Source organism: Exiguobacterium sp. s161, from assembly GCF_018619045.1.
Taxonomy (GTDB): Bacteria; Bacillota; Bacilli; order Exiguobacteriales; family Exiguobacteriaceae; genus Exiguobacterium_A; species Exiguobacterium_A indicum.
The window spans coordinates 1-19,044 of the sequence record NZ_JACSNH010000011.1 but is presented as its reverse complement, the minus strand read 5'-3'; the positions used below and the strand labels follow the sequence as shown (position 1 = coordinate 19,044).

Genomic DNA, 19,044 nt, shown 5'->3' with positions numbered 1-19,044 from the left:
ATTTTGTGTGGTAACTCTATTCTACACGAGGTCGTTATGGGTTTTTTTGTGTTTTCAGCTAGGTGTTGCACTTAATATTACAATTCGTCTTTGTTTAAGAACTTCGAGTTCTTGCTGATGAAGAGCAATCGTATCATCTAAGTCTTTAAAGAAGGAACCGATTTTTTTTTGTTCATATAAAGAAGGAAGATTAATTTTGGTTGACAGAACGTTCTCATTATACAGTCGCTTAATTGTACTGCCTTCGAGACCACTCCACTTAACAACTTGATAAAATTGATATAGAAATGAGTTATCTAGAGGTTCTTTATGTGCATTAAACCAAATAATATTAGAGTCTTGAAAGTAAGCATCTTCTCCATCATAAATAACTGTTCTCCCTATTGTACCGGAAGCTGATAGTAGTATGTCTCCTACCTTAGGATATATATATTTTTCTTTATATTCTTCGTATGTTTCTCTAGAAATATAAGAATCTGCTATTTTACCGAAAGTCCCGATTTTATAGAATGGTATCTCGCCCTGTGCAGTAGTCTGTTCTTTAAATATCCTTTTACACATGGCTACAGACCCAAGCTCTTTGAAAGTCTTTGCTTTCCATTCATGTTCATACTCTTTAAACCTTAAAATCGGAGTCAACTTACTTTCCATCCTTGAACACCTCTAACGCCCCTTGAATCCACTCTTCTTCTTTTTCATCATATTGTAGCGATGAAATCATCTCAAATAGACTTGTTTCCAAGTTAGCTTTCTTTTCACGAACCACTTTTAGTTCTTGACCGACTACTGCTAAATCGATTTCTTCTTCTTCTTCAAACGTATCAACATATCTTGGAATATTAAGGTTGAAATCATTCTCTTGGATTTCATCAAAACTTGCGACGTGAGCATATTTTTCTACGATTTCACGTTTTTTATACGTCTCAACAATTTGGTCAATGTGATCATTTGAAAGTTTATTTTGATTTTTCTCTTTGACAAAATCTTTGCTCGCATCAATGAAGAGAACATCCCGTGTCTCTCGATTTTTCTTCAAGATGACAACTGTCGTTGGAATTGATGTTCCGAAGAACATGTTTCCTGGTAATCCGATGACAGCATCAATACTTCCATCTTCTAATAACTTTTTACGAATAACTCCTTCAGCAGCCCCGCGGAACAAGATTCCATGTGGCAAGACGATCGCCATCGTTCCTGTATCTTTCAAATGATAATAACCGTGCAATAAGAACGAGAAATCCGCTTTCGTTTTTGGTGCCAGTTTTCCATAACGATTAAAACGTGAATCATCTAAAAACGTTGTATCTGCTGACCAATGCGCTGAGTATGGAGGGTTCATTAATACGGCATCAAATGTGTAAGGTTCATCTATTGGCCAGTCTTTATTTAAGGTATCTCCGTTACGAAGACGCATGTCTTCGCTTTTCACACCATGTAAGATCAAGTTCATTTTCGCTAAGTTAAATGTAGTCGTGTTCAGCTCTTGTCCGTGATATTTGACAGTCTCCGGATAGTTCAAGTAATTCCGTACGTTCAACATTAATGAACCCGATCCCATTGTTGGATCGAAGACACTGAACAACTTCTTATCTTCATGACTGATCGTGACGATCCGCGCCATCATGTCTGACACTTCATGCGGTGTATAAAATTCACCCGCTTTTTTTCCTGCTTCTGAGGCGAATTGGCTGATTAAGAATTCGTACGCATCGCCAATCACATCTCTGCTTTGACCCAGTAACTCGACATGATTCAATTTTTTTAATACTTCAGTAATCGTGATGTTTCGCTGTGGGTCGTCGGATCCAAGTTTCTTCGACTGTAAGTCGACATCATCAAATAAACCATTGAATTGAATATACTTCGTCGAAAGGTCATTAAACGCTTTCGCTAGGTCATTTAACTGAAACGTATTCTGTTGCGCTTGGTCCGCTAAGACATTAAATAAATAAGCTGGTGCAATTTCATAACCGAGCATATCGACAAGGGTTTCTACCAAGTCATCTTTGATCTCCTCGTCAGAGAGCAGTTCTATATATAACAATGTTTGTTTTGCTTGCGTATCATAATCCTCAAAGGACTTATCTGCTAACGTGACCACTCTTTCTAAAACTCTGTCTGATAAATACTTATAAAAAATCAATCCAAGTAAGTAATTTTTGTACTCCGAGGCATCCATTTTGCTTCTCAGGCTATCCGCTGCGCTAAATAGCTGTTGGTTCAATGCTGACATCTATTTCTCTCCATTTCGTCAATTCACTATAAATTTTCATCCTAATTTCATTATAGTTTAATTTTGATCTGATTTATAAAAAAACGTGACTTTTCCCAGTTATTTGTATCATAGTACTGATTTAATTGATTTGTATGAAAAACGACCGTTTTGTATACAAAAATGATTATTCTTGCACAAGTGTGTATTTCGTTGAACATTTTACTGTTTATAGTCTATAAACTCATCTTTTTATTAATGTTCTTTAGATAGCATTCTTTATGTAAATAAGACAAAAAGACTGAACTTACCTTTCGACTTTGAGAAGTAAGTTCAGTCTTTACTTAATTAATTCATTGAGTAACATAAGCGATCATATTTCCACCGAAGATTCACACAATCAAATCAACTACTTTTTTTATGGCAAATTGGTAAAGATAAATAAGTACATCAACAATTCTATTAATATAGTCAAAACATAAAAAAATGAATATGTTTATCTTAATTTGAACATAATTCGATTTACTTCTTTACGAAGAAGTTTAATCATTTGAGATACTAAAAGGTCGAATCTTATGTGAGTTATCAAACATCGATCGCAATCTTATGAGCTAGATCTGCATCCATACTATATAAAGGAGCCGATGGACATGAGTATGATTACTATTCGATTGGATGCTAAGGAGACATACCTCATTAAGCACCATGTGAAGGCGAAAGGCATTACGATTTCCGCACTCTTGCGAAATACTATCTTTGATCGCATCGACGACGATATAGACCTACAGCTTTATCGTGACGCTAAGGAAGCACATGATTATCAATCAAAAGTCCTTTCTTTTTATGATATGATGAAGGAGCTAGAATTAGAATGACAATACAGCAATGATGAAGGTTCTGAATCGCTAACATTTAAATAGAATTGGATACACAAAAAAGATTGTATACATTTCGGCGTCGAAATGTATACAATCTTTTTTCAGCTAGTACTTACTCATCGAGTCCTCTTCTCTGAACCCGAACTGTGATGTTCAATCCATATATTTTTTCAAGAGGATGGCGGCGTTATGACCACCGAATCCAAAAGAATTGGATAGTCCGTATTGCATCTCCATTGAACGAGCTCCTTCTGTTACGTAATCCAGGTCACACATAGGATCCTTGACTTCAAGATTAATCGTCGGTGGAATGATTCCTTCCTGTAAACATTTCGCAAGTGCGATCGCTTCCGCCCCACCGGCAGCACCGAGCATGTGACCCAACATGGATTTGTTCGCCGTCACCGGGAGTGTGTTCGCCTGTTCCTCAAACAATTTTTTAATCGCACGTGTCTCGGACTGATCGCCGACGATCGTACTCGTCGCATGGGCACTGATTACATCGATATCCTTCGTCTCAATCCCTGCCTGTTGGACGGCACGCTTCATGGCGAGGTAGGCTCCCTGACCCTCAGGATGGGTCGCCACTATATGATAGGCATCTGAACTTGCCCCGTATCCGACGACTTCCGCATAGATGGCCGCACCTCGTTGCTTCGCGTGTGTTAACGATTCTAGGATCAAGATGCCTGAACCCTCCGACATCACGAAGCCATCGCGTGTCACGTCAAAAGGGCGACTCGCTTTAGCAGGCGATTCGTTTCGTGTAGACAATGCCATTGCATTACCGAAGCTTGCTATGGACAATTCCGTGATGCCCGCTTCCGTTCCACCAGCGAATGCAGCATCAGCCTCTCCCATTCGAATAAGTCGATATGCTTCACCAATAGCCGTGTTTCCGATCGCACATGCGGATACAGGTGACATGGAAGGTCCCATCGCTTGCCACTTGATGCTAATCTGAGCAGCTGCTGCGTTAGACATCATGGAAGGTACGAGACTCGGACTGACCCGTCTCGGACCTTTTTGATGCAAAGCATGAACACCATCAATCAACGTTTCAATGCCCCCTACACCTGATCCCACATATACAGCAAGTCTCTCCCGATCCAGATCAGATTCTCCTAGTTTTGAATCGTTCCAGGCTTGATCAGCAGCCGCTAATGCGAACTGGACGAAGCGGTCCAGGTTACGAGCGGCTTTTTTCCCGATCACCTTTTCCGCATCAAAGTTTTTTACACTCCCTGCAATCTTTACTTTGAGATTAGTCGTATCAAACGTATCGATTTCCGTGATTCCTGAATTTCCAGCAATCATATTATTCCAAAAGGACTCCACGTCGTTTCCAATTGGTGAGACGACACCCATTCCTGTAATCACTACGCGCTCCATGTTTCTTCACTCCTCGTAATAGTATGAGATAATCATACGTGTCATATATCCTATTACAAGTGTTCGTTTATCCTATTATCATTGATACTTGGATGGAGAGAAGTCAGGAGGAGAACATATGGATGACTCGAATCGATTAGAAGCCCTATCCTATTTTTTGAAGACGAAAAGAGCACAGCTCAAACCGGAGTCGGTGGGGCTGCCGCCCGGATCAAGAAGAAGAAGAACGCCTGGCTTAAGAAGAGAGGAAGTCGCTCAATTAGCAGGCGTCAGTACGACATGGTACACCTGGCTAGAACAAGGACGGGATATCAAGGTATCTAGAAGCGTCCTGGACTGTATCGCCGAGGCGTTATGTCTGAAAAGGGATGAACACGAATATTTGTACGATTTAGCATTAGGGACGCAGATCGTCAGTAGGAAAATCCAAGCTTCCCCTATGACCATCAGTCCGTCACTTGAAAAAATTCTGTCTGCCTTGACGACGTGTCCGACGATCGTTACGGATCGTTACTGCCATATTGTTGGCTGGAATCCGGCAGCGGCTCATGTGTTCGTAGATTTCGCGACCATTCCAGAATCACAGCGTAACCTCGTTCGCCTATTGTTCTCACAGAAAGAATTCAAAGTACTTGCTGGAAACTGGGAACATTTCGCCAAAGGGTTCTTGTCCATTTTCCGTGCATACTACGGTCAATACTCTGGTGATGAATGGTATACGTCCTTCATTCAGGAGATGAGTGATACGTATCCTGAATTCAAATCACTCTGGATGGAGAGTCAGGTCAGTAAGGCTCCGGAAATCCTGATTGAGTTCCGACATGGAAAAGTCGGTAAGATGCTATTCGATTTGACCTCCCTCCAAGTACAGGGAGAAGACGACTTGCGATGTAGCATCTATACACCTGTTGAGGAATCCGGTACAGAAGAAAAACTGAAACGATTGATTTCAGCTCAGTGAATTCGAAAAAATTAAAAAAATGCTAAAAGCCTGGAAGCAATCGACGAGACGCATATAATGTCAGGATCGTCCGACTTTCGGGTTGAAAAGTAATCGTGGTCAAAAACAAATAAACATAGTCAAAATATAATAATTTGACTATGTTTATACGTGTTTGAAAGACTTTAAATACGTTATAATGAGTTTAAACATAGTCAAAGACTATGAAAATGAGTATGTTTAATTTTATATGATCTATTTCGTGAAGGGAGTTCGACGCATGCGCGACTATACATATACCTATCTCAAAGACCTCGCCCTGCCGATGGAGACCGTCCGTTTGATTGGACGGATCAATGAGTATAAGGGCAAGCAAGATTTATATAAACAGCAAGCGCCTCAAATCCTTAACACCTTACGCGATGTCGCCGTCATCCAGTCGACGAAAGCATCGAATGCGATTGAAGGAATCCTCGTCACGGAAAGTCGTCTCCAAACCATTATGTCGAAGTCAGCCGACCCTGCCGATCGTTCAGAGGCAGAGATTGCTGGTTACCGCGACGTCCTCAACCTGATCCACGCTTCAGCCGAAGACATCCCGGTTAATGCAAATATTTTGTTGCAACTACACAAGGAACTTTATAAGTTTGTCCCCGTCGAAGGTGGGCGGTGGAAAAACGTCGACAACGAGATTAGTGAGACGTTCCCGGATGGCACGCGCCGGACGCGCTTCATCCCCGTCCCTGCGTTCGAGACCCCGGCAGCGATGCAAGCATTATGCGACAGCCTTCGTGAGCGCAGGCAACAAGAAGACGTCGACCCACTCATCCTGACGAGCTTGTTCGTCCTCGATTTCCTATCGATTCATCCGTTCAATGACGGGAATGGTCGAATGGCACGGTTGTTGACCCTCTTGCTGCTCTATCAGTATGGCTTCGAAGTCGGACGCTACATCAGTCTTGAGAAGATAGTCGAATCACGGAAGGAAGATTATTATGAGTCACTTCGTCTCTCCTCCGTGCGTTGGCACCAGAATCAACAGAATCCGTTCCCTTGGATCAATTACTTGCTGAGCACGATTCTCGCTGCCTACAAAGAACTCGAAGATCGCGTCGGATTAGTCACGACAGGTAGTCAGAACAAGAACAATCGGATTCGTCGTTTCGTCGAAGGGCGCATCACACCATTCACGAAAGCAGACGTAAGGAAGGCTTGTCCCGACATCAGTGAGGCGACCATCAATCGTGTATTGCGCGACTTACGTGACGAGGGGATCATTGCCCCATCTGGTCTTGGTCGGAGTGCGAAATGGAATAAAGTTTAAGAATAAATGAACTGATTTGAACTGAATTTAATAAACTTACTCCCTTTTTAAAGGCTTCATTAAGTAACTACTTAACTTTAAAAGGGAGTCTTTTGATCCTCTAATTTTTCTATAGTATTCTTTCCATTATTAATTGCTTTTCAATAAATCAATTTTTAAGTCATCAAAACTCATGCCAACATTGGAGAATGCTGCATGTAGCCTATTTGCTTTTAACAACTCCTCAATAGCAATACTTGTACTTGATTGTGACTGCTTCATCCAATGTAGTATCATAGCGAGTCAATAACCTTCCATCAGTAAAAAGATACGTACATAAAAAATGCTCCCTTGTAGAATGGACAATTTTTTGCATCAACTGTCCATTCTCTAGGAAGCATGTTCACTATTTTATTACTTTTTAGGTAGACTACTAGCGGATGTCCGCTTGTTTCGTAAGAACCACAATCCAACAAACATTAGAGCGACTCCAATTGGTTGCCATGGAATCGGCGTCGACTCGCCAGTTTGCGGTAGTCCTTCCCCATTCATGTTCCCCTTTGACCCGGTTGCATCTTTTCCTTTCCCATCTTGGTTCGAAGAATTTGGTCCTGAAGGAGTTGGTTTTCCCTTTCCTCCTCCAGTCGAGGCGCCTGCATTGTCCGAAATCGGCTTTCCAGTATTCGGATCAATCGGGCCACCTGTATTCGGATCGACTGGTGTTACACCATCTTCATCATCTGGATTTGGTGTGACAGGAGGCTGATCTTCGTCTGGATAAAGACCTGCCCAAATATCCAAGTTGTCCTCATTTATACCGATTGAGATCGTACCTGTCGTACCATTAGATTTCGCATCCGATCCTGTCGCAGGATTCACATTCGGTTTCGTAATGACGTATCCATCCGGTATTTCAAATACAACTTGATAGTCTCCCGGTTGAAGTCCTTCAAATAGATAGTCGCCATCTTCATCGGTCCGGATCGTACCAATCTTGATTCGTTTTCCATCCAAGAAGCGATACAGTGTCACTTCGATATTCTTCATGACAGGTTCACCTTTATCAAAAAGACCATTCTTATTCAGATCGAGCCAGACGCGCTTTCCGATACTACCTAGGAACGCAGGTTTTAATTTGACTCCGGCATCGATCGTTAGGTCCTTCGTCACACTTTCCCCTTGAACGTCCAACTTTATAAGCCCTGATGTACCTGCTGCATTGATATTCGAGTCTTTCTTACTATCTTTACCACTGAAAGCAGGGACCGTCACGTATTTCTTCGCGTCATACTCGACTCGGATTTGATACTCACCCGCTGGTAGTCCGCCAAAGCGATAGAGTCCTGATGCATCCGTTCGTGTCTCAAAAAGAAGCGTTTGACCGGTCGCATCATATAAAATCACCTTCACATTCGCAAGTGGTACGTCTGCCGGGGACTGCATGGCATCTCCATCCGTATCCAACCAGACACGATCACCGATGATACCAAATCCATCCCCCTGACCTGTACCATCCGGAATGAATCCAGCGTCGACGTTCAGTCGTGTTTCACCACTTTTTAAGACAAAAGGCATCGTCTCGCCTGCATTATTGACATCTGAATCGGAATCATCCGATCCTTTATCCATCAATGTGAACTCATAGCCATTCGGTTTCTCAAAGACGATACGATATTCACCCGGACTCACCTGACTAAAACGGTAATCTCCATTTTTATCGGTCACAACGGTCGCGATTTTTTCTATCCCGCGATAAAGTGTGACTTTCACATTAGACAAGCCACGTTCTCCCGCATCTTGCATACCGTTACGGTTTAGATCGATAAACGCTCGATCTCCGACGTTCGCAAACCCATAGAGCCCTCCATCTACATCTGTACGCTGTTGACCAGACTCTAATGAAATGTCTTTCGCAATACCAGAGAGATTGAAGTCTGAGTCTTTCGTAGTATCACCAATCCGAACTGGACTCACTTGAACACCTTCAGAGAGTTCGAGCTTCAGTTCATAGGATCCAGCGGGAAGATAGTCGAAACGATAGTTCCCATTCGTATCCGTCATGATTGGTAAGACGGTAGAGCCATCGGCACGACGGACATCACGCCCGCTTCCATCGGTCAGATGAATTCGGACATTCGGAATACCTGCTTCACCTGTGTCTTGAACTCCGTTCGCATTCGCATCAAGCCAAATCCGATCGCCAAGCGATCCAGCTATATATCCCGCGTCCACATGACGAACTCCGGATCCGCTCGAGAGATAGATCAGATTCGAACGTCCTCCATTCGTCCCATTCACTGTCGCGAAGTCTGAATCATGTTCATCGTTACCGACGTCACGCATCTCTGTTAAGCGATAGGTTGGATGCTTGATCTCGATCCGATAGCTCGTTCCCGGCATCAATCCGGAGAAGAGATAGGTTCCATCAGACTTTGTTTGCTGCGTCGCGATCGGTGTCGTCGTGTCTCCGATGAAGAGTTCGACCGTCGCGTCCGCCAATACATATTCTGTCGATTGACGAACCCCATCACGATTCAAATCGACCCAAGCAAGTCCTCCGATGCTTGCTAAGTTGTACAGCCCGATATCATGGTTCGGAGAATCAACCCCTGCAGCAACAGGGAACGTTCCAGTTGCGTATACACCATTCGTCATGACTGCATCCGAATCCCGCGTATCATCTCCTACGTTCGGACGTGTTACGAGATAGCCCTTCGTATTAGGGAATCGTACTTCATAGGTGCCTGCTGGTAAATCGGTGAAGCGATAATTCCCCGTACCGTCAGTCATCTGTTGCGCCACTCTCGAACCATCTCGATATAACTCGACTGGGACTTGCGCAAGCCGTGGATCCGTCGCTTCACGAATACCGTCCGCGTTCTGATCGACCGATGCGATACCCGTCACCGTCGAACCAATGAATGCCGCGTCGATATCCGTCTTGTTCTCGTTTGAGCGCAACGTCACTGTAACCTGACTTTTGAACAGGTCCGATTGTGGGATGAAGTCAGCATTTTTTGTCTCGTCTTGTACGGTCGCATCTAGGTAGGCGACGAACTCCTCACGTGACGTCTTCACCGTATAGACTCCCGGATATAGATCCGTGAAGCTATACCGTCCGTCCATCCCTACTTGAATAGGAGAGACGTTTTTCCCATCTACATTTTTTACCGGCTGTCCTTCCGTGTCGACAAGCGTCACTGTCGTACCCGCTAACAAACGTTCTGTCATTTGACGGAGTCCATCCTTTGGATAGGCGTCGAGCCAGATGACACCCGTGACAGAAGCGGGACGGAACAAACCAGCATCCATGTGACGTGGATCCGAGAGTGCTGCATTGGTCCCATCAATTGTGACATCATCCGTCACGCCAGACGAAAGATTCGAATCACGATTGATATCTCCACCAACGAAACGTTTCGTCTCTAGATAGTCACTTGTATCAACACGTATACGGTACGTTCCATTCGGTAAATGACGGAACAGATATTTACCCTCAGCATCCGTCCGTACATCGGATACTTTCTCGAATGTTTCACCCGCTTTACGTTCGAGTGTCACGAGACGATTGGCGATACCTGGCTCATTCGCATCTTGAATTCCGTCATAATCGGAATCCTCGAACACGAAATCACCGATAGAACCAGATAAGACACCGGCATCAATCGTCAAGTCACTAGATTTCTCCCCTAATCGAACGTCAACCATCCCGTTCAGCGGATTCCCCCCGACAGCTACATCCGAATCCTTGGTATCGTCATCACCTACGTCACGGTTTGTGAATTGATAGCCTTCCGGCAGCATGAATTCGAGTCGGTAATCCCCACCTGGAAGATCCTCAAACAGATAATTCCCGGATGCATCCGTCATAGTATCTTGCGTGGAGATGACCGTGTCGCCCTCTCCAATTTCTTTTAGTGTGACCTTGACTCCAGCGAGACCCATTTCACCTTCATCTTGGATCCCATTCCGGTTTTCATCGAAGAAGACATGATCTCCGATTCCTTTTAAGTCTTTTAGGAGACCCGCATCGATGTCGAGTCGATCTGCTGCTGAATCGAACGCAAAGGGTAGTGTTTGTCCATTTGATCGACGAACGTCTGAATCTTTCGTGTCATCGTTGCCTAAGTCCCGACGGGTGAAGTAGTTGAATCCTTCCGGTTTAACAACTTCTATAACATAATTCCCTGTCGCTAAAGGACGTTTCCCGTCATTCATGCGATCAAAAACATATGATCCGTCTGCGTTCGACGTCACTTCTGAGACGACGATATCATTTTGAAGCAAACGGACCTTCGCTCCAGCAACCGCTTTATCCGGTAGTGACTGGATACCGTCCGCATCGATGTCTTCAAAAATGTAATCTCCGATCTTCGCAGACAGGAAACCGGCATCAAGGTGTCGATCAACATTCAACTCGTTCGACCGAATCGTCACGATTCCAGATTGTCCGTAAGCGTTCGCATTGACATCAAAATCAGAGTCACGGTCTGCGTCGCCTACACCTGCTTGCGTCGGTTGATAAAGTCCTGGTGAAAACTTCACGTAGTAGTCATTCGGAAGTAAACCCTCGAAACGGTAGAGACCAAGCTCATCCGTCACCGTCGAACCGACTTTCGTACCTGCTTTATTGAACAGTTCGACACTCATTCCTGACAGCAACGGCTCCGTATCGTCCCGTTTACCATCGCGGTTTTGGTCGAACCAAGTCCGTCCATAGAAGGACGATAGCGTGATGACTCCACCATCGATCGTCATGTTTCGCCAACCTTCTCCAGCCGTCGCCACTTCCTTCGAGAACGTGACATCGACTGTCTTCGATGTCGGATCAAAATCAGAATCTCGATCATCGTCTCCGACATTCGACTGCGTCAGCACTTTTCCGTTAGGAAGCACCAATTCAATCCGATACGAACCATACGGGAGTAGACTTCCATCTACTTTTTGCGTGAAGCGATACGCACCGTCAGCATCCGTTTGGGTGGTCGCGACAAGCGTGTTGTTGCTATCGAACAAGTTGAGTTCGATATCCTTCAGACCGGTTTCTCCATCGTCTTGAATACCATCTCCATTACGATCTTCGAAAATATAATCACCGATTTCAATGCCGTGGATTCCTGCATCAAGCGTTAAATCATTCGTTTCTGGCAAGAGTTCGAAAGCTTTCGTCTGACCTGATGCATTGATATCCGAATCCTTCGCGTCATCCACTTGTTGATCTTGCTTCGTCGCAATAGCCTTGATCGCATCAATATCGAAAACGACTCGATATTTGCTACCCGGAATGACATCTTTGAAGCTATATTTCCCGTCGCTGTCCGTCATGACAGATGGATATCCTGGAACTGCCTTGAACGTCCCAGCATCTTCTTGTTCCAGTCGTACAGTCAGACCACTGACTCCTTTTTCTTCTGGATCTTGAATGCCATCATGATTAGCATCGAACCATACATAATCTCCGATCGTAACACCTTTAAACAATCCCGCATCGATCGTCTTATTGATTTCTCCTCGCGCGATCGACACAGTGGCCGTCCCCGCTTTTTTCACTCCGGAGGAAACATTGGAATCCTTATCCGCAGTTCCAACGGTCGTCTTCGTAAAGCCCGAATACGTGTCGTCTTGTAAAGTGAAACGAACCGTGTACGCACCGCCGAGTAATGGTTTTGCTGATGTACCCGTCCCCTCTTGCGTGAACAAGTAACTGCCACCTGCTTTCGTCACTTGAGTACTGACGAGGGTGCTTCCTTTCAGCAACTCGACCTTGATACCGGAGATGCCTGTTTCTTCATCATCCTGTCTGCCATCTGCATTATTATCATAGAAGACATAATCACCGATTTCTCCTCCGACGACGCCCAAGTCAAATTGCTTCTTATCTTCATTGACCGCTAAATCGAAGAGTTCAGTCTCGCCGGCGATATTCGCATCTGAGTCGTTCGCATCCGTTGCGCCATCATCGGTCGAACCTTTCTTCGTCGCGATCACATTCGCTGCAAGTAAGTTGAAGACGACGCGGTAGTCTTTCCCGGGGATGACGTTCGTGAACGTATATTGCCCGTTACTGTCCGTCGTGACCTCGCTCGTACCTGGGACAGGTGTATAGTTGGCTCCTTGCTTTTCTTGCAGGTTGACCTTTACTCCCGCAAATGGAGCTTCTCCAGCATCCTGCTTCCCGTTCTTATTCGCATCGAACCAGACATAATCTCCAACGGTCGCCCCCTTGAAGAGACCAGCATCAATGGAGAGATTTTCGTCTCCCGCCGCCAAATCATAGGATGCTGTCGTCGCAGTTGCACCTTTCGTGAAGGCGACATCCGAATCCTTCTCGTCATCTCCACCCTTATCTCGACGCGTGAATCCGATATAGCCATTCGGTTTCGTGAATCTTACTTCATATTTTCCGGCTTTGAGTGGTGAATCTTTCGAATCCGTTGTAAAGAGATACTTCCCGTCGGTGTCGGTCGTCGTTGCATTGACAATCGTCGTCCCTTGCATCAGCTCTACCTTGACGTCCGGTATACCAATTTCAGATCCGCCATCTTGTATCCCGTTCCCGTTCTCATCATAGAAAACGACATCACCGACGTTTAGACCAATCAGCCCGGCATCGACTTCATCTTGATCCTTACCATCGATAACAATGCCTGTGATGAGTCCTTCTTTTGAAGCATCGGAATCATTATCTACAGCGAGTGGATCCTTCTCCGAAGAATTCGTGAACGCTAATCCCGTTGGTTTTTCTACTTGGAGTTCATACGTCCCATTCGGTAGATTCCCGAAGCGATAGGTCCCACCGTTATTGGTCAGTGTTTCCGCTATCTTTTTACCGTCTTGTAAGAGAGTGACGCTTACGCCATCCACTCCTTGTTCATCCGCTTCTTTCTTCCCATTCCGGTTCTTGTCCCAGAAAATTATATCTCCTAAGGAATAAGCACCTGCCGGGTTGCCCACGACTTTCAACGCGACCTTGAGAGGTGTATTCCAACGCGTTGTTGTCTCTCGACCTGTCGATAGCTGAACCGTCTCTTTCACATGGAAAGCGTTGTAGGCGTATTGTCCAGTCTCAGCCATCTTATCAGCAACACCATCGAAGCTCACTTCAATCTTTTCACCCGGTTCAAGAGTGACCGGTGTATCGAATTGGATACGAAACGCCACGACATCTGAAAATGGCGAAGGTTTCGTTTTCGTCCACGTGCTATTCCCATCCTTATCCGGCTGGGACGTCGTATATTCCAATGAGTAAGGTGATGTGATGTCTTGTCCATTCACTTTCGGTGATGCGACCGAAAGAAGGGTGAAGTCGAATTCTGACTTCCGAGCGTCGCCCGTCAAGATGTCCTTATCACCGATCGTCGGTAAAGTATCCATCAAGACACTGACTTTCTCGCGGACCGTCCCGTTGTTCTCCATCAATAGACGATACGTCGCGCTTCCTCCGGCAATCGTCGAACCAGCAGCAGCGTCCGGCTTCTCTTTTCCGTCCCCTTTGATAAAGGCGGAATCAAGTTGCCCTTTAACGGCTTTCTCTGTCTCGAACAATTGGTATTCATCGAGAATATAATAACCACTCTCTGCAGCGACGGCCTCCGTCGCTACGCCACCGCTATAATCCTTACCACTTTCTAATTCCAATTTGCCTTTCTCTCCTTTATAGATAGGAGAATCATTCGTCGTGAACAAAACTTTGTTGGTTATTTTTCCAGCACGTGCGAAACCGACATCATATTGGACGTTCCCGATGATTCGGTCTCCTGGTTGCAATATCACATCCTCGAAGAGGTATCGTACGGCTGAAAGTGATTTATCGTAGGAAATTGTCGGTGTAACAGATTCTTTCGTTCCACCATTCCGTTCAATGATGAATGTTGGCGTATAGCTTGCGTTATAAAGCAATTGTTTCGGTAACACATCGATCAGGATTGGATGTTTCATGTCATCCCCGCGCTCGATTCCATCCTCTTTCTTTGATTCGTTCGTCGCCGTTAGAATATAAGGTGCCTTAGAGTTCGTAAATCTCCCAGCAGGCAACGCCGACTTAACGATTTTGTCCCCTTGTGGATCCTCTTTTTTCTCGACGCTGACAATCGGAATATTCGATTGGAAGCTGACACTGTCCTTGATCAGTCGATCGTCTGTCTTGCCATCTTTATCTAAGTCCTTTGTATCTACTTCATTTTTAGCATCACCACAGTTACTAGCTGAAAACGAAGATTCGGTCTCAGCGATCGAGCCCGCATACGCATCGTTTGCTTGCTGGACCTGACGTTCATCCTCGACCTTCGTCTTGAACGTTACGATGATTTCTTCGTCTTGTTTCAAATTATTTTTCGAGACATCGAAGAGTAACTTTCCTGTTCCCGTCGGTTCGACGGGTTCTTCAGACTGTCCTGGTAACGTAACACGCGCACTTCCTGCGACATAGGAGAGATTATCTGGAAGAACATCGATGAGAACCGGTTTCGCGAAATCCGATGCGACTTCGGTCACGTTTTTTAAAGAAATGCTAAACTCCAATTCGTCTCCCTTTTGGATGTTCGGCTGTTTTGTAACTAATTCTTTTTTTAGACACAGTAATGTCTTTGGAGCTCCGACACTGATTGCTCCATTAAATCGAATGATAAAGCCATCCTCTTCTTCGATACCGCCGCCAGTCGTAACCCGTGTGTTCTCTCCCAATTTGTATGTCACATACGCTTTATTCGTGATTTCTGCTTTTTTCGTACTCTCACTCACACGCATCCGAATCTTAGGAGACGTCTCCGCTTTGAAGCCCGGAGAGACTTGACCAAATTCATAATAGATCGCCGTGATGCTCGCACGATCTTCTTCTGGAATCGACAAAACTTCAGACGTCGAGGACGAGACGTCAGTCTTCAACGTTTTCTTGATTCCTTCATCCCCTTCGTCCTTTTTGACAAAGTAGGAAATCGTATACGGATGATTCGGTACATCGAGATTCGTATATTTCCCTGTCGTGATGGAAATCGGATTCATATCCGAAGGCACTTCATCCGTCAACGTGAAATCGAGCAATTTTGCTTTTCGAGATGGTCCTTCGACAGCGATCGGATCGAATTCCCACGTGACGTATCCTCCAGGTTGGACTTCTTTCGCGTCAACCGGAGCCACGTCCGTCTGTGCAATTTTTTTAACTTCAAGTAATGAAACTTCGCCACCATCCTTGACTGTATCCGTGACGTCATCAGAATCTAACTTCGTCTTTCCATCGTACAGATTGGCAATGTTTTTCACCGTCTGATCCTTGAACGTCGCAAGCGGATAATTTAGGACGACCGTCCGACGAGAGCTTGGGATGTCTTGTTCGACTCCTGCCGCGACTTCAGGTATTGTCCAGCGAATCTTACCATCCTGATAGTCGAAGTCACCCGTCTTCGTTGGTTGATTGTTCACGATGTCCGTCTGACCGATTTGTTTGACAATCGCACCAGGTGGGATGACATCTTCAAGAACTGGGTTCTTTAACGCACTTGTCCCCTTATCTCTTTTAAATGACAAGGCATACGTGACATCCTCGTCGCCCGCGACACTCGTTCCACCAGATGGATCAATCCGTTGCTTGGTGACCGTCCATTGTGACGGATCCACCAATTTTGTGTCCGTCGATACTGCTTTGACGTCAGCTGAAATGTCTGTCTCCACTCCATCAGGCGTCGGAGCTGTCGTCATCGCTACCTTGTTCATCGCGATGTCTTGGTCAATCGCCGTGTCCTTGAACTTGGCATATACCTTCACATCGAATGTTTTTCCTGCCAACTGCTGTTGGTCGATCAAGTCGAAACGAACGTTGTTATTCTGTTGGTCAATAAAGACCGTACCGACAGCCGTCTTCGTTCCTTTCACATCAATCTTAGGTACGAACGTATCCAAGACCTCAAGTTTGTCATCAATCGTATCCAGGATTTTGATATACCCTGATTCACTCACCTGAGACGCGATTGTCACTGTAAGCGTATAGATGATTGTATCTTCTCTACCCGCCTCATTTACAGAAACCTCGTGGCTCACCGTTGTAGTGCTTGCAGCGAATGCACGAATTTCTGAAAAGACATCCAAAAGGGTGGAGCCGATTAAAATCAATAAAAGCAATACTACGATGGGCTTTTTCCTAAAATCCACCATCAACAAAACCTCCAATTATGTAAAATATAGTATTTTGACAACATAGCATCACTATACCGAAAAAAAAGAAGAAATACTAAACTTTTTTACTATATGTAGTTTTTCAAGTACTAGATTAGCGTATTTCCTCTTATCATCAGGGTATGCGTCATCAAAAAAAGGATTATCCCACTATCAAATTTTTAGATAAGTACGCTTTTTTCTACTTATCTCGAAGCGTGAGATGTAAATGACTAACAAATCTTTGTTTGAACGGAGGGAACATCATACGCATCACACAATACACAGATTACGAACTACGTACTCTGATTTATCTTGGTACCAATCCCAATGGCATCTTCCCAACTCCACAAATCGCAGAACACTATGGTATTTCTCCGAATCACTTGATGAAAGTCGCCCAACAATTGACAAAGCTTGGTTATGTAGAATCCATCAGAGGGCGGAATGGAGGGATTCGACTGATACGTGATCCGAGATCGATCAACATCGGACAGGTCGTCCGTGAGATAGAACCGCTCGATCTAGTCGAGTGTTTTAGTCAGAGTGGTCAGTGCACCATCGCTCCTTCCTGTCGTCTGAAAGGGATTCTTGGACGTGCTCTCCATGCCTTCCATCAAGAACTTGCTATATATTCCCTTGAGGACTTACTCGAGAATCGAGATCAACTCGTCGAGCTTCTTCACTCATCCTCCTCTACTGTCGAGCCTTTCTCTATTTACTGAGGCATACTTCATTCACTGTTTTTAAAGAATCTATGATAGATATCAATAACTACAACAAAAAGGATCAACGTATAGATACCTTCAATTATCTGCACGCTGATCCTTTTTCAATCGTCCATTTAACCGTTGTTCAAGCATATTTTAAAGTCATACATATGCTATTACGATACGCTTATATGTCTATATTTTTAAGTGTATTCTTAATCAATTCTGGATCATTAGTATTTAAAGCTTTTTCTAGTTTGTCGATTTTATCACTTACAGCCTCTTTTCTGATTTCATTTCCTGTCTCTATCATTTGTAGCTTTCTCGCTTTTTCATCATCAACTGTATTTTTAAACAGTTTACTTTGCTTTTTAATCTTTATCCGTTCGTTAAGTTCGTGAATGAAGAAGTTTTCAAGCACCTTGGTTTTTTTATCTTTAACCTCTGTTTTTTGCTTATTTTCTTCTAACATTATCTCACCCTTATCCATTTATTCATATGAATCAAACGACTTTAATGTATTATCGGATAACGCTGGAAATCTATTATTGGATCTAATTGGATTGTTGTAAATATTCAGAATCATATTATAACATATTTTAAGCAGTTCTTTATCAGCCAGCTCAAGCGCTTTTTCTTGCGTCTTTTCTAACATATCATACAATCTATTACGTTCTTCATAATTCATTTCGAGTTCTTTTAGATATACTTCTTTTTGAGCATCAATCTGGTATTCTATAGCCCGTAACGTAGCAGCAATACGCTTTCTCTCTGTTTTCTCATGTTCTCTACATTTTGCATATTCAGTCATGCAGCGCATTTCCTCTTTTGTAAGATCAATTACACCTGAAATAATAATTGTTTCAGGTGTCGCTAAAATTGGCATTGTTGTTGGTGTCTGTTGAGTTGCTCTAGGCTTTTCTTGTCTATCAAAACGTGATGCATTATCCTGCGGTAAATGTGAAAAATAATCTTTCATGATGTCCTCCTATATTTCATAGCTAAAAGGCGATTTTTTTTGAATTATCTCTATTGTCTTAACAGCTATTTGGGCAAACTCCGTGTCCCCTTCTTTCATTGCCTTATCCAGAACTTTACTGGCTGAAGTAAAGATCCTTTCTCGTTCTTGCATCTGATGAAAGAAATAGCGTTCAGCTAATTCTCTATTAGCTTGCAACTTCTTAGTTTTTGTCCTTAAAATCGCTATGTTTTTCGTCATTTTAGTATGATTACGTTCACATTCAGAAATATAAGCATAATGCTCATTCACGATATCGTTAATCAAGTCTATTATTAATCCCATTTATTAAGCACCCTTTAATATGCAATGTTTCGATCAAGCATTCGTTTAATAGCTTCTAATGTTTTTACATCTGACGAATTGTAATATTAAGTGCAACACCTAGCTGAAAACACAAAAAAACCCATAACGACCTCGTGTAGAATAGAGTTACCACACAAAA

Annotated in this window: 11 protein-coding genes; 4 read left to right on the top strand and 7 right to left on the bottom strand. The window is 43.9% G+C overall.

Annotated features, from left to right (window positions below):
* Window positions 1–54: 54 nt before the first annotated feature.
* Both KNQ14_RS16390 and KNQ14_RS16385 read right to left on the bottom strand, forming a co-directional pair.
* Window positions 55–651 (bottom strand): restriction endonuclease subunit S, encoded by a 597-nt coding sequence (locus KNQ14_RS16390; RefSeq protein WP_214861830.1) that lies wholly within the window; start codon window positions 649–651, stop codon window positions 55–57.
* Window positions 641–2,233: a type I restriction-modification system subunit M gene (locus KNQ14_RS16385; protein ID WP_214861829.1), complete on the bottom strand. Its 1,593-nt coding sequence runs from the start codon at window positions 2,231–2,233 to the stop codon at window positions 641–643. The genes KNQ14_RS16390 and KNQ14_RS16385 overlap by 11 nt, the downstream gene beginning before the upstream one ends.
* Window positions 2,234–2,862: 629 nt before the next feature.
* Here KNQ14_RS16385 and relB point away from each other — a divergent pair.
* Window positions 2,863–3,087, top strand: a complete 225-nt coding sequence (gene relB, locus KNQ14_RS16380; protein ID WP_214861828.1) for a type II toxin-antitoxin system RelB family antitoxin — start codon at window positions 2,863–2,865, stop codon at window positions 3,085–3,087.
* A 156-nt stretch (window positions 3,088–3,243) separates the two neighbouring features.
* Here relB and fabF read toward each other — a convergent pair whose 3' ends face one another.
* Complete coding sequence (gene fabF / locus KNQ14_RS16375) at window positions 3,244–4,482, bottom strand: beta-ketoacyl-ACP synthase II (RefSeq protein ID WP_214861827.1); 1,239 nt, start codon at window positions 4,480–4,482, stop codon at window positions 3,244–3,246.
* Between the two features lie 118 nt (window positions 4,483–4,600).
* Between fabF and KNQ14_RS16370 the strand changes: the two genes are divergently transcribed.
* Together KNQ14_RS16370 and KNQ14_RS16365 are read left to right on the top strand one after the other, a co-directional pair.
* Window positions 4,601–5,443 carry a helix-turn-helix transcriptional regulator gene (locus KNQ14_RS16370; RefSeq protein ID WP_214861826.1) on the top strand — a complete coding sequence of 281 codons (843 nt, stop codon included), beginning with the start codon at window positions 4,601–4,603 and terminating at the stop codon, window positions 5,441–5,443.
* A 259-nt stretch (window positions 5,444–5,702) separates the two neighbouring features.
* A complete protein-coding gene (locus tag KNQ14_RS16365; protein ID WP_251138436.1) occupies window positions 5,703–6,746 on the top strand; it encodes a Fic family protein in 1,044 nt (347 codons plus the stop codon).
* Window positions 6,747–7,139: 393 nt separating this feature from the next.
* Here KNQ14_RS16365 and KNQ14_RS16360 read toward each other — a convergent pair whose 3' ends face one another.
* Entirely contained in the window at window positions 7,140–16,871 is a 9,732-nt protein-coding gene (locus KNQ14_RS16360) for an SdrD B-like domain-containing protein (protein WP_214861824.1), read from the bottom strand.
* A 248-nt stretch (window positions 16,872–17,119) separates the two neighbouring features.
* On the opposite strand from KNQ14_RS16360, the gene KNQ14_RS16355 reads away from it, so the two are divergent.
* Window positions 17,120–17,596, top strand: coding sequence for an Rrf2 family transcriptional regulator (locus tag KNQ14_RS16355; RefSeq protein ID WP_251138435.1), 477 nt, complete (start codon window positions 17,120–17,122; stop codon window positions 17,594–17,596).
* Between the two features lie 172 nt (window positions 17,597–17,768).
* On the opposite strand, the gene KNQ14_RS16350 is transcribed toward KNQ14_RS16355, so the two are convergent.
* Genes KNQ14_RS16350 through KNQ14_RS16340 form a run of 3 tightly spaced genes read right to left on the bottom strand, consistent with a single transcriptional unit; the run spans window position 17,769 to window position 18,884 of the window.
* Window positions 17,769–18,053: a hypothetical protein gene (locus KNQ14_RS16350; protein WP_214861823.1), complete on the bottom strand. Its 285-nt coding sequence runs from the start codon at window positions 18,051–18,053 to the stop codon at window positions 17,769–17,771.
* An 18-nt stretch (window positions 18,054–18,071) separates the two neighbouring features.
* Complete coding sequence (locus tag KNQ14_RS16345) at window positions 18,072–18,560, bottom strand: hypothetical protein (protein ID WP_214861822.1); 489 nt, start codon at window positions 18,558–18,560, stop codon at window positions 18,072–18,074.
* A gap of 9 nt (window positions 18,561–18,569) precedes the next feature.
* A complete protein-coding gene (locus KNQ14_RS16340) occupies window positions 18,570–18,884 on the bottom strand; it encodes a hypothetical protein (RefSeq protein ID WP_214861821.1) in 315 nt (104 codons plus the stop codon).
* Between the last annotated feature and the right edge of the window lie 160 nt (window positions 18,885–19,044).

What these genes read in the sequence shown, in the direction of transcription:
- KNQ14_RS16390 (WP_214861830.1), bottom strand. Translation starts at nt 651, where the DNA reads ATGGAAAGTAAGTTGACTCCGATTTTAAGGTTTAAAGAGTATGAACAT.
- KNQ14_RS16385 (WP_214861829.1), bottom strand. Translation starts at nt 2,233, where the DNA reads ATGTCAGCATTGAACCAACAGCTATTTAGCGCAGCGGATAGCCTGAGA.
- relB (WP_214861828.1), top strand. Translation starts at nt 2,863, where the DNA reads ATGAGTATGATTACTATTCGATTGGATGCTAAGGAGACATACCTCATT.
- fabF (WP_214861827.1), bottom strand. Translation starts at nt 4,482, where the DNA reads ATGGAGCGCGTAGTGATTACAGGAATGGGTGTCGTCTCACCAATTGGA.
- KNQ14_RS16370 (WP_214861826.1), top strand. Translation starts at nt 4,601, where the DNA reads ATGGATGACTCGAATCGATTAGAAGCCCTATCCTATTTTTTGAAGACG.
- KNQ14_RS16365 (WP_251138436.1), top strand. Translation starts at nt 5,703, where the DNA reads ATGCGCGACTATACATATACCTATCTCAAAGACCTCGCCCTGCCGATG.
- KNQ14_RS16360 (WP_214861824.1), bottom strand. Translation starts at nt 16,871, where the DNA reads ATGGTGGATTTTAGGAAAAAGCCCATCGTAGTATTGCTTTTATTGATT.
- KNQ14_RS16350 (WP_214861823.1), bottom strand. Translation starts at nt 18,053, where the DNA reads ATGTTAGAAGAAAATAAGCAAAAAACAGAGGTTAAAGATAAAAAAACC.
- KNQ14_RS16345 (WP_214861822.1), bottom strand. Translation starts at nt 18,560, where the DNA reads ATGAAAGATTATTTTTCACATTTACCGCAGGATAATGCATCACGTTTT.
- KNQ14_RS16340 (WP_214861821.1), bottom strand. Translation starts at nt 18,884, where the DNA reads ATGGGATTAATAATAGACTTGATTAACGATATCGTGAATGAGCATTAT.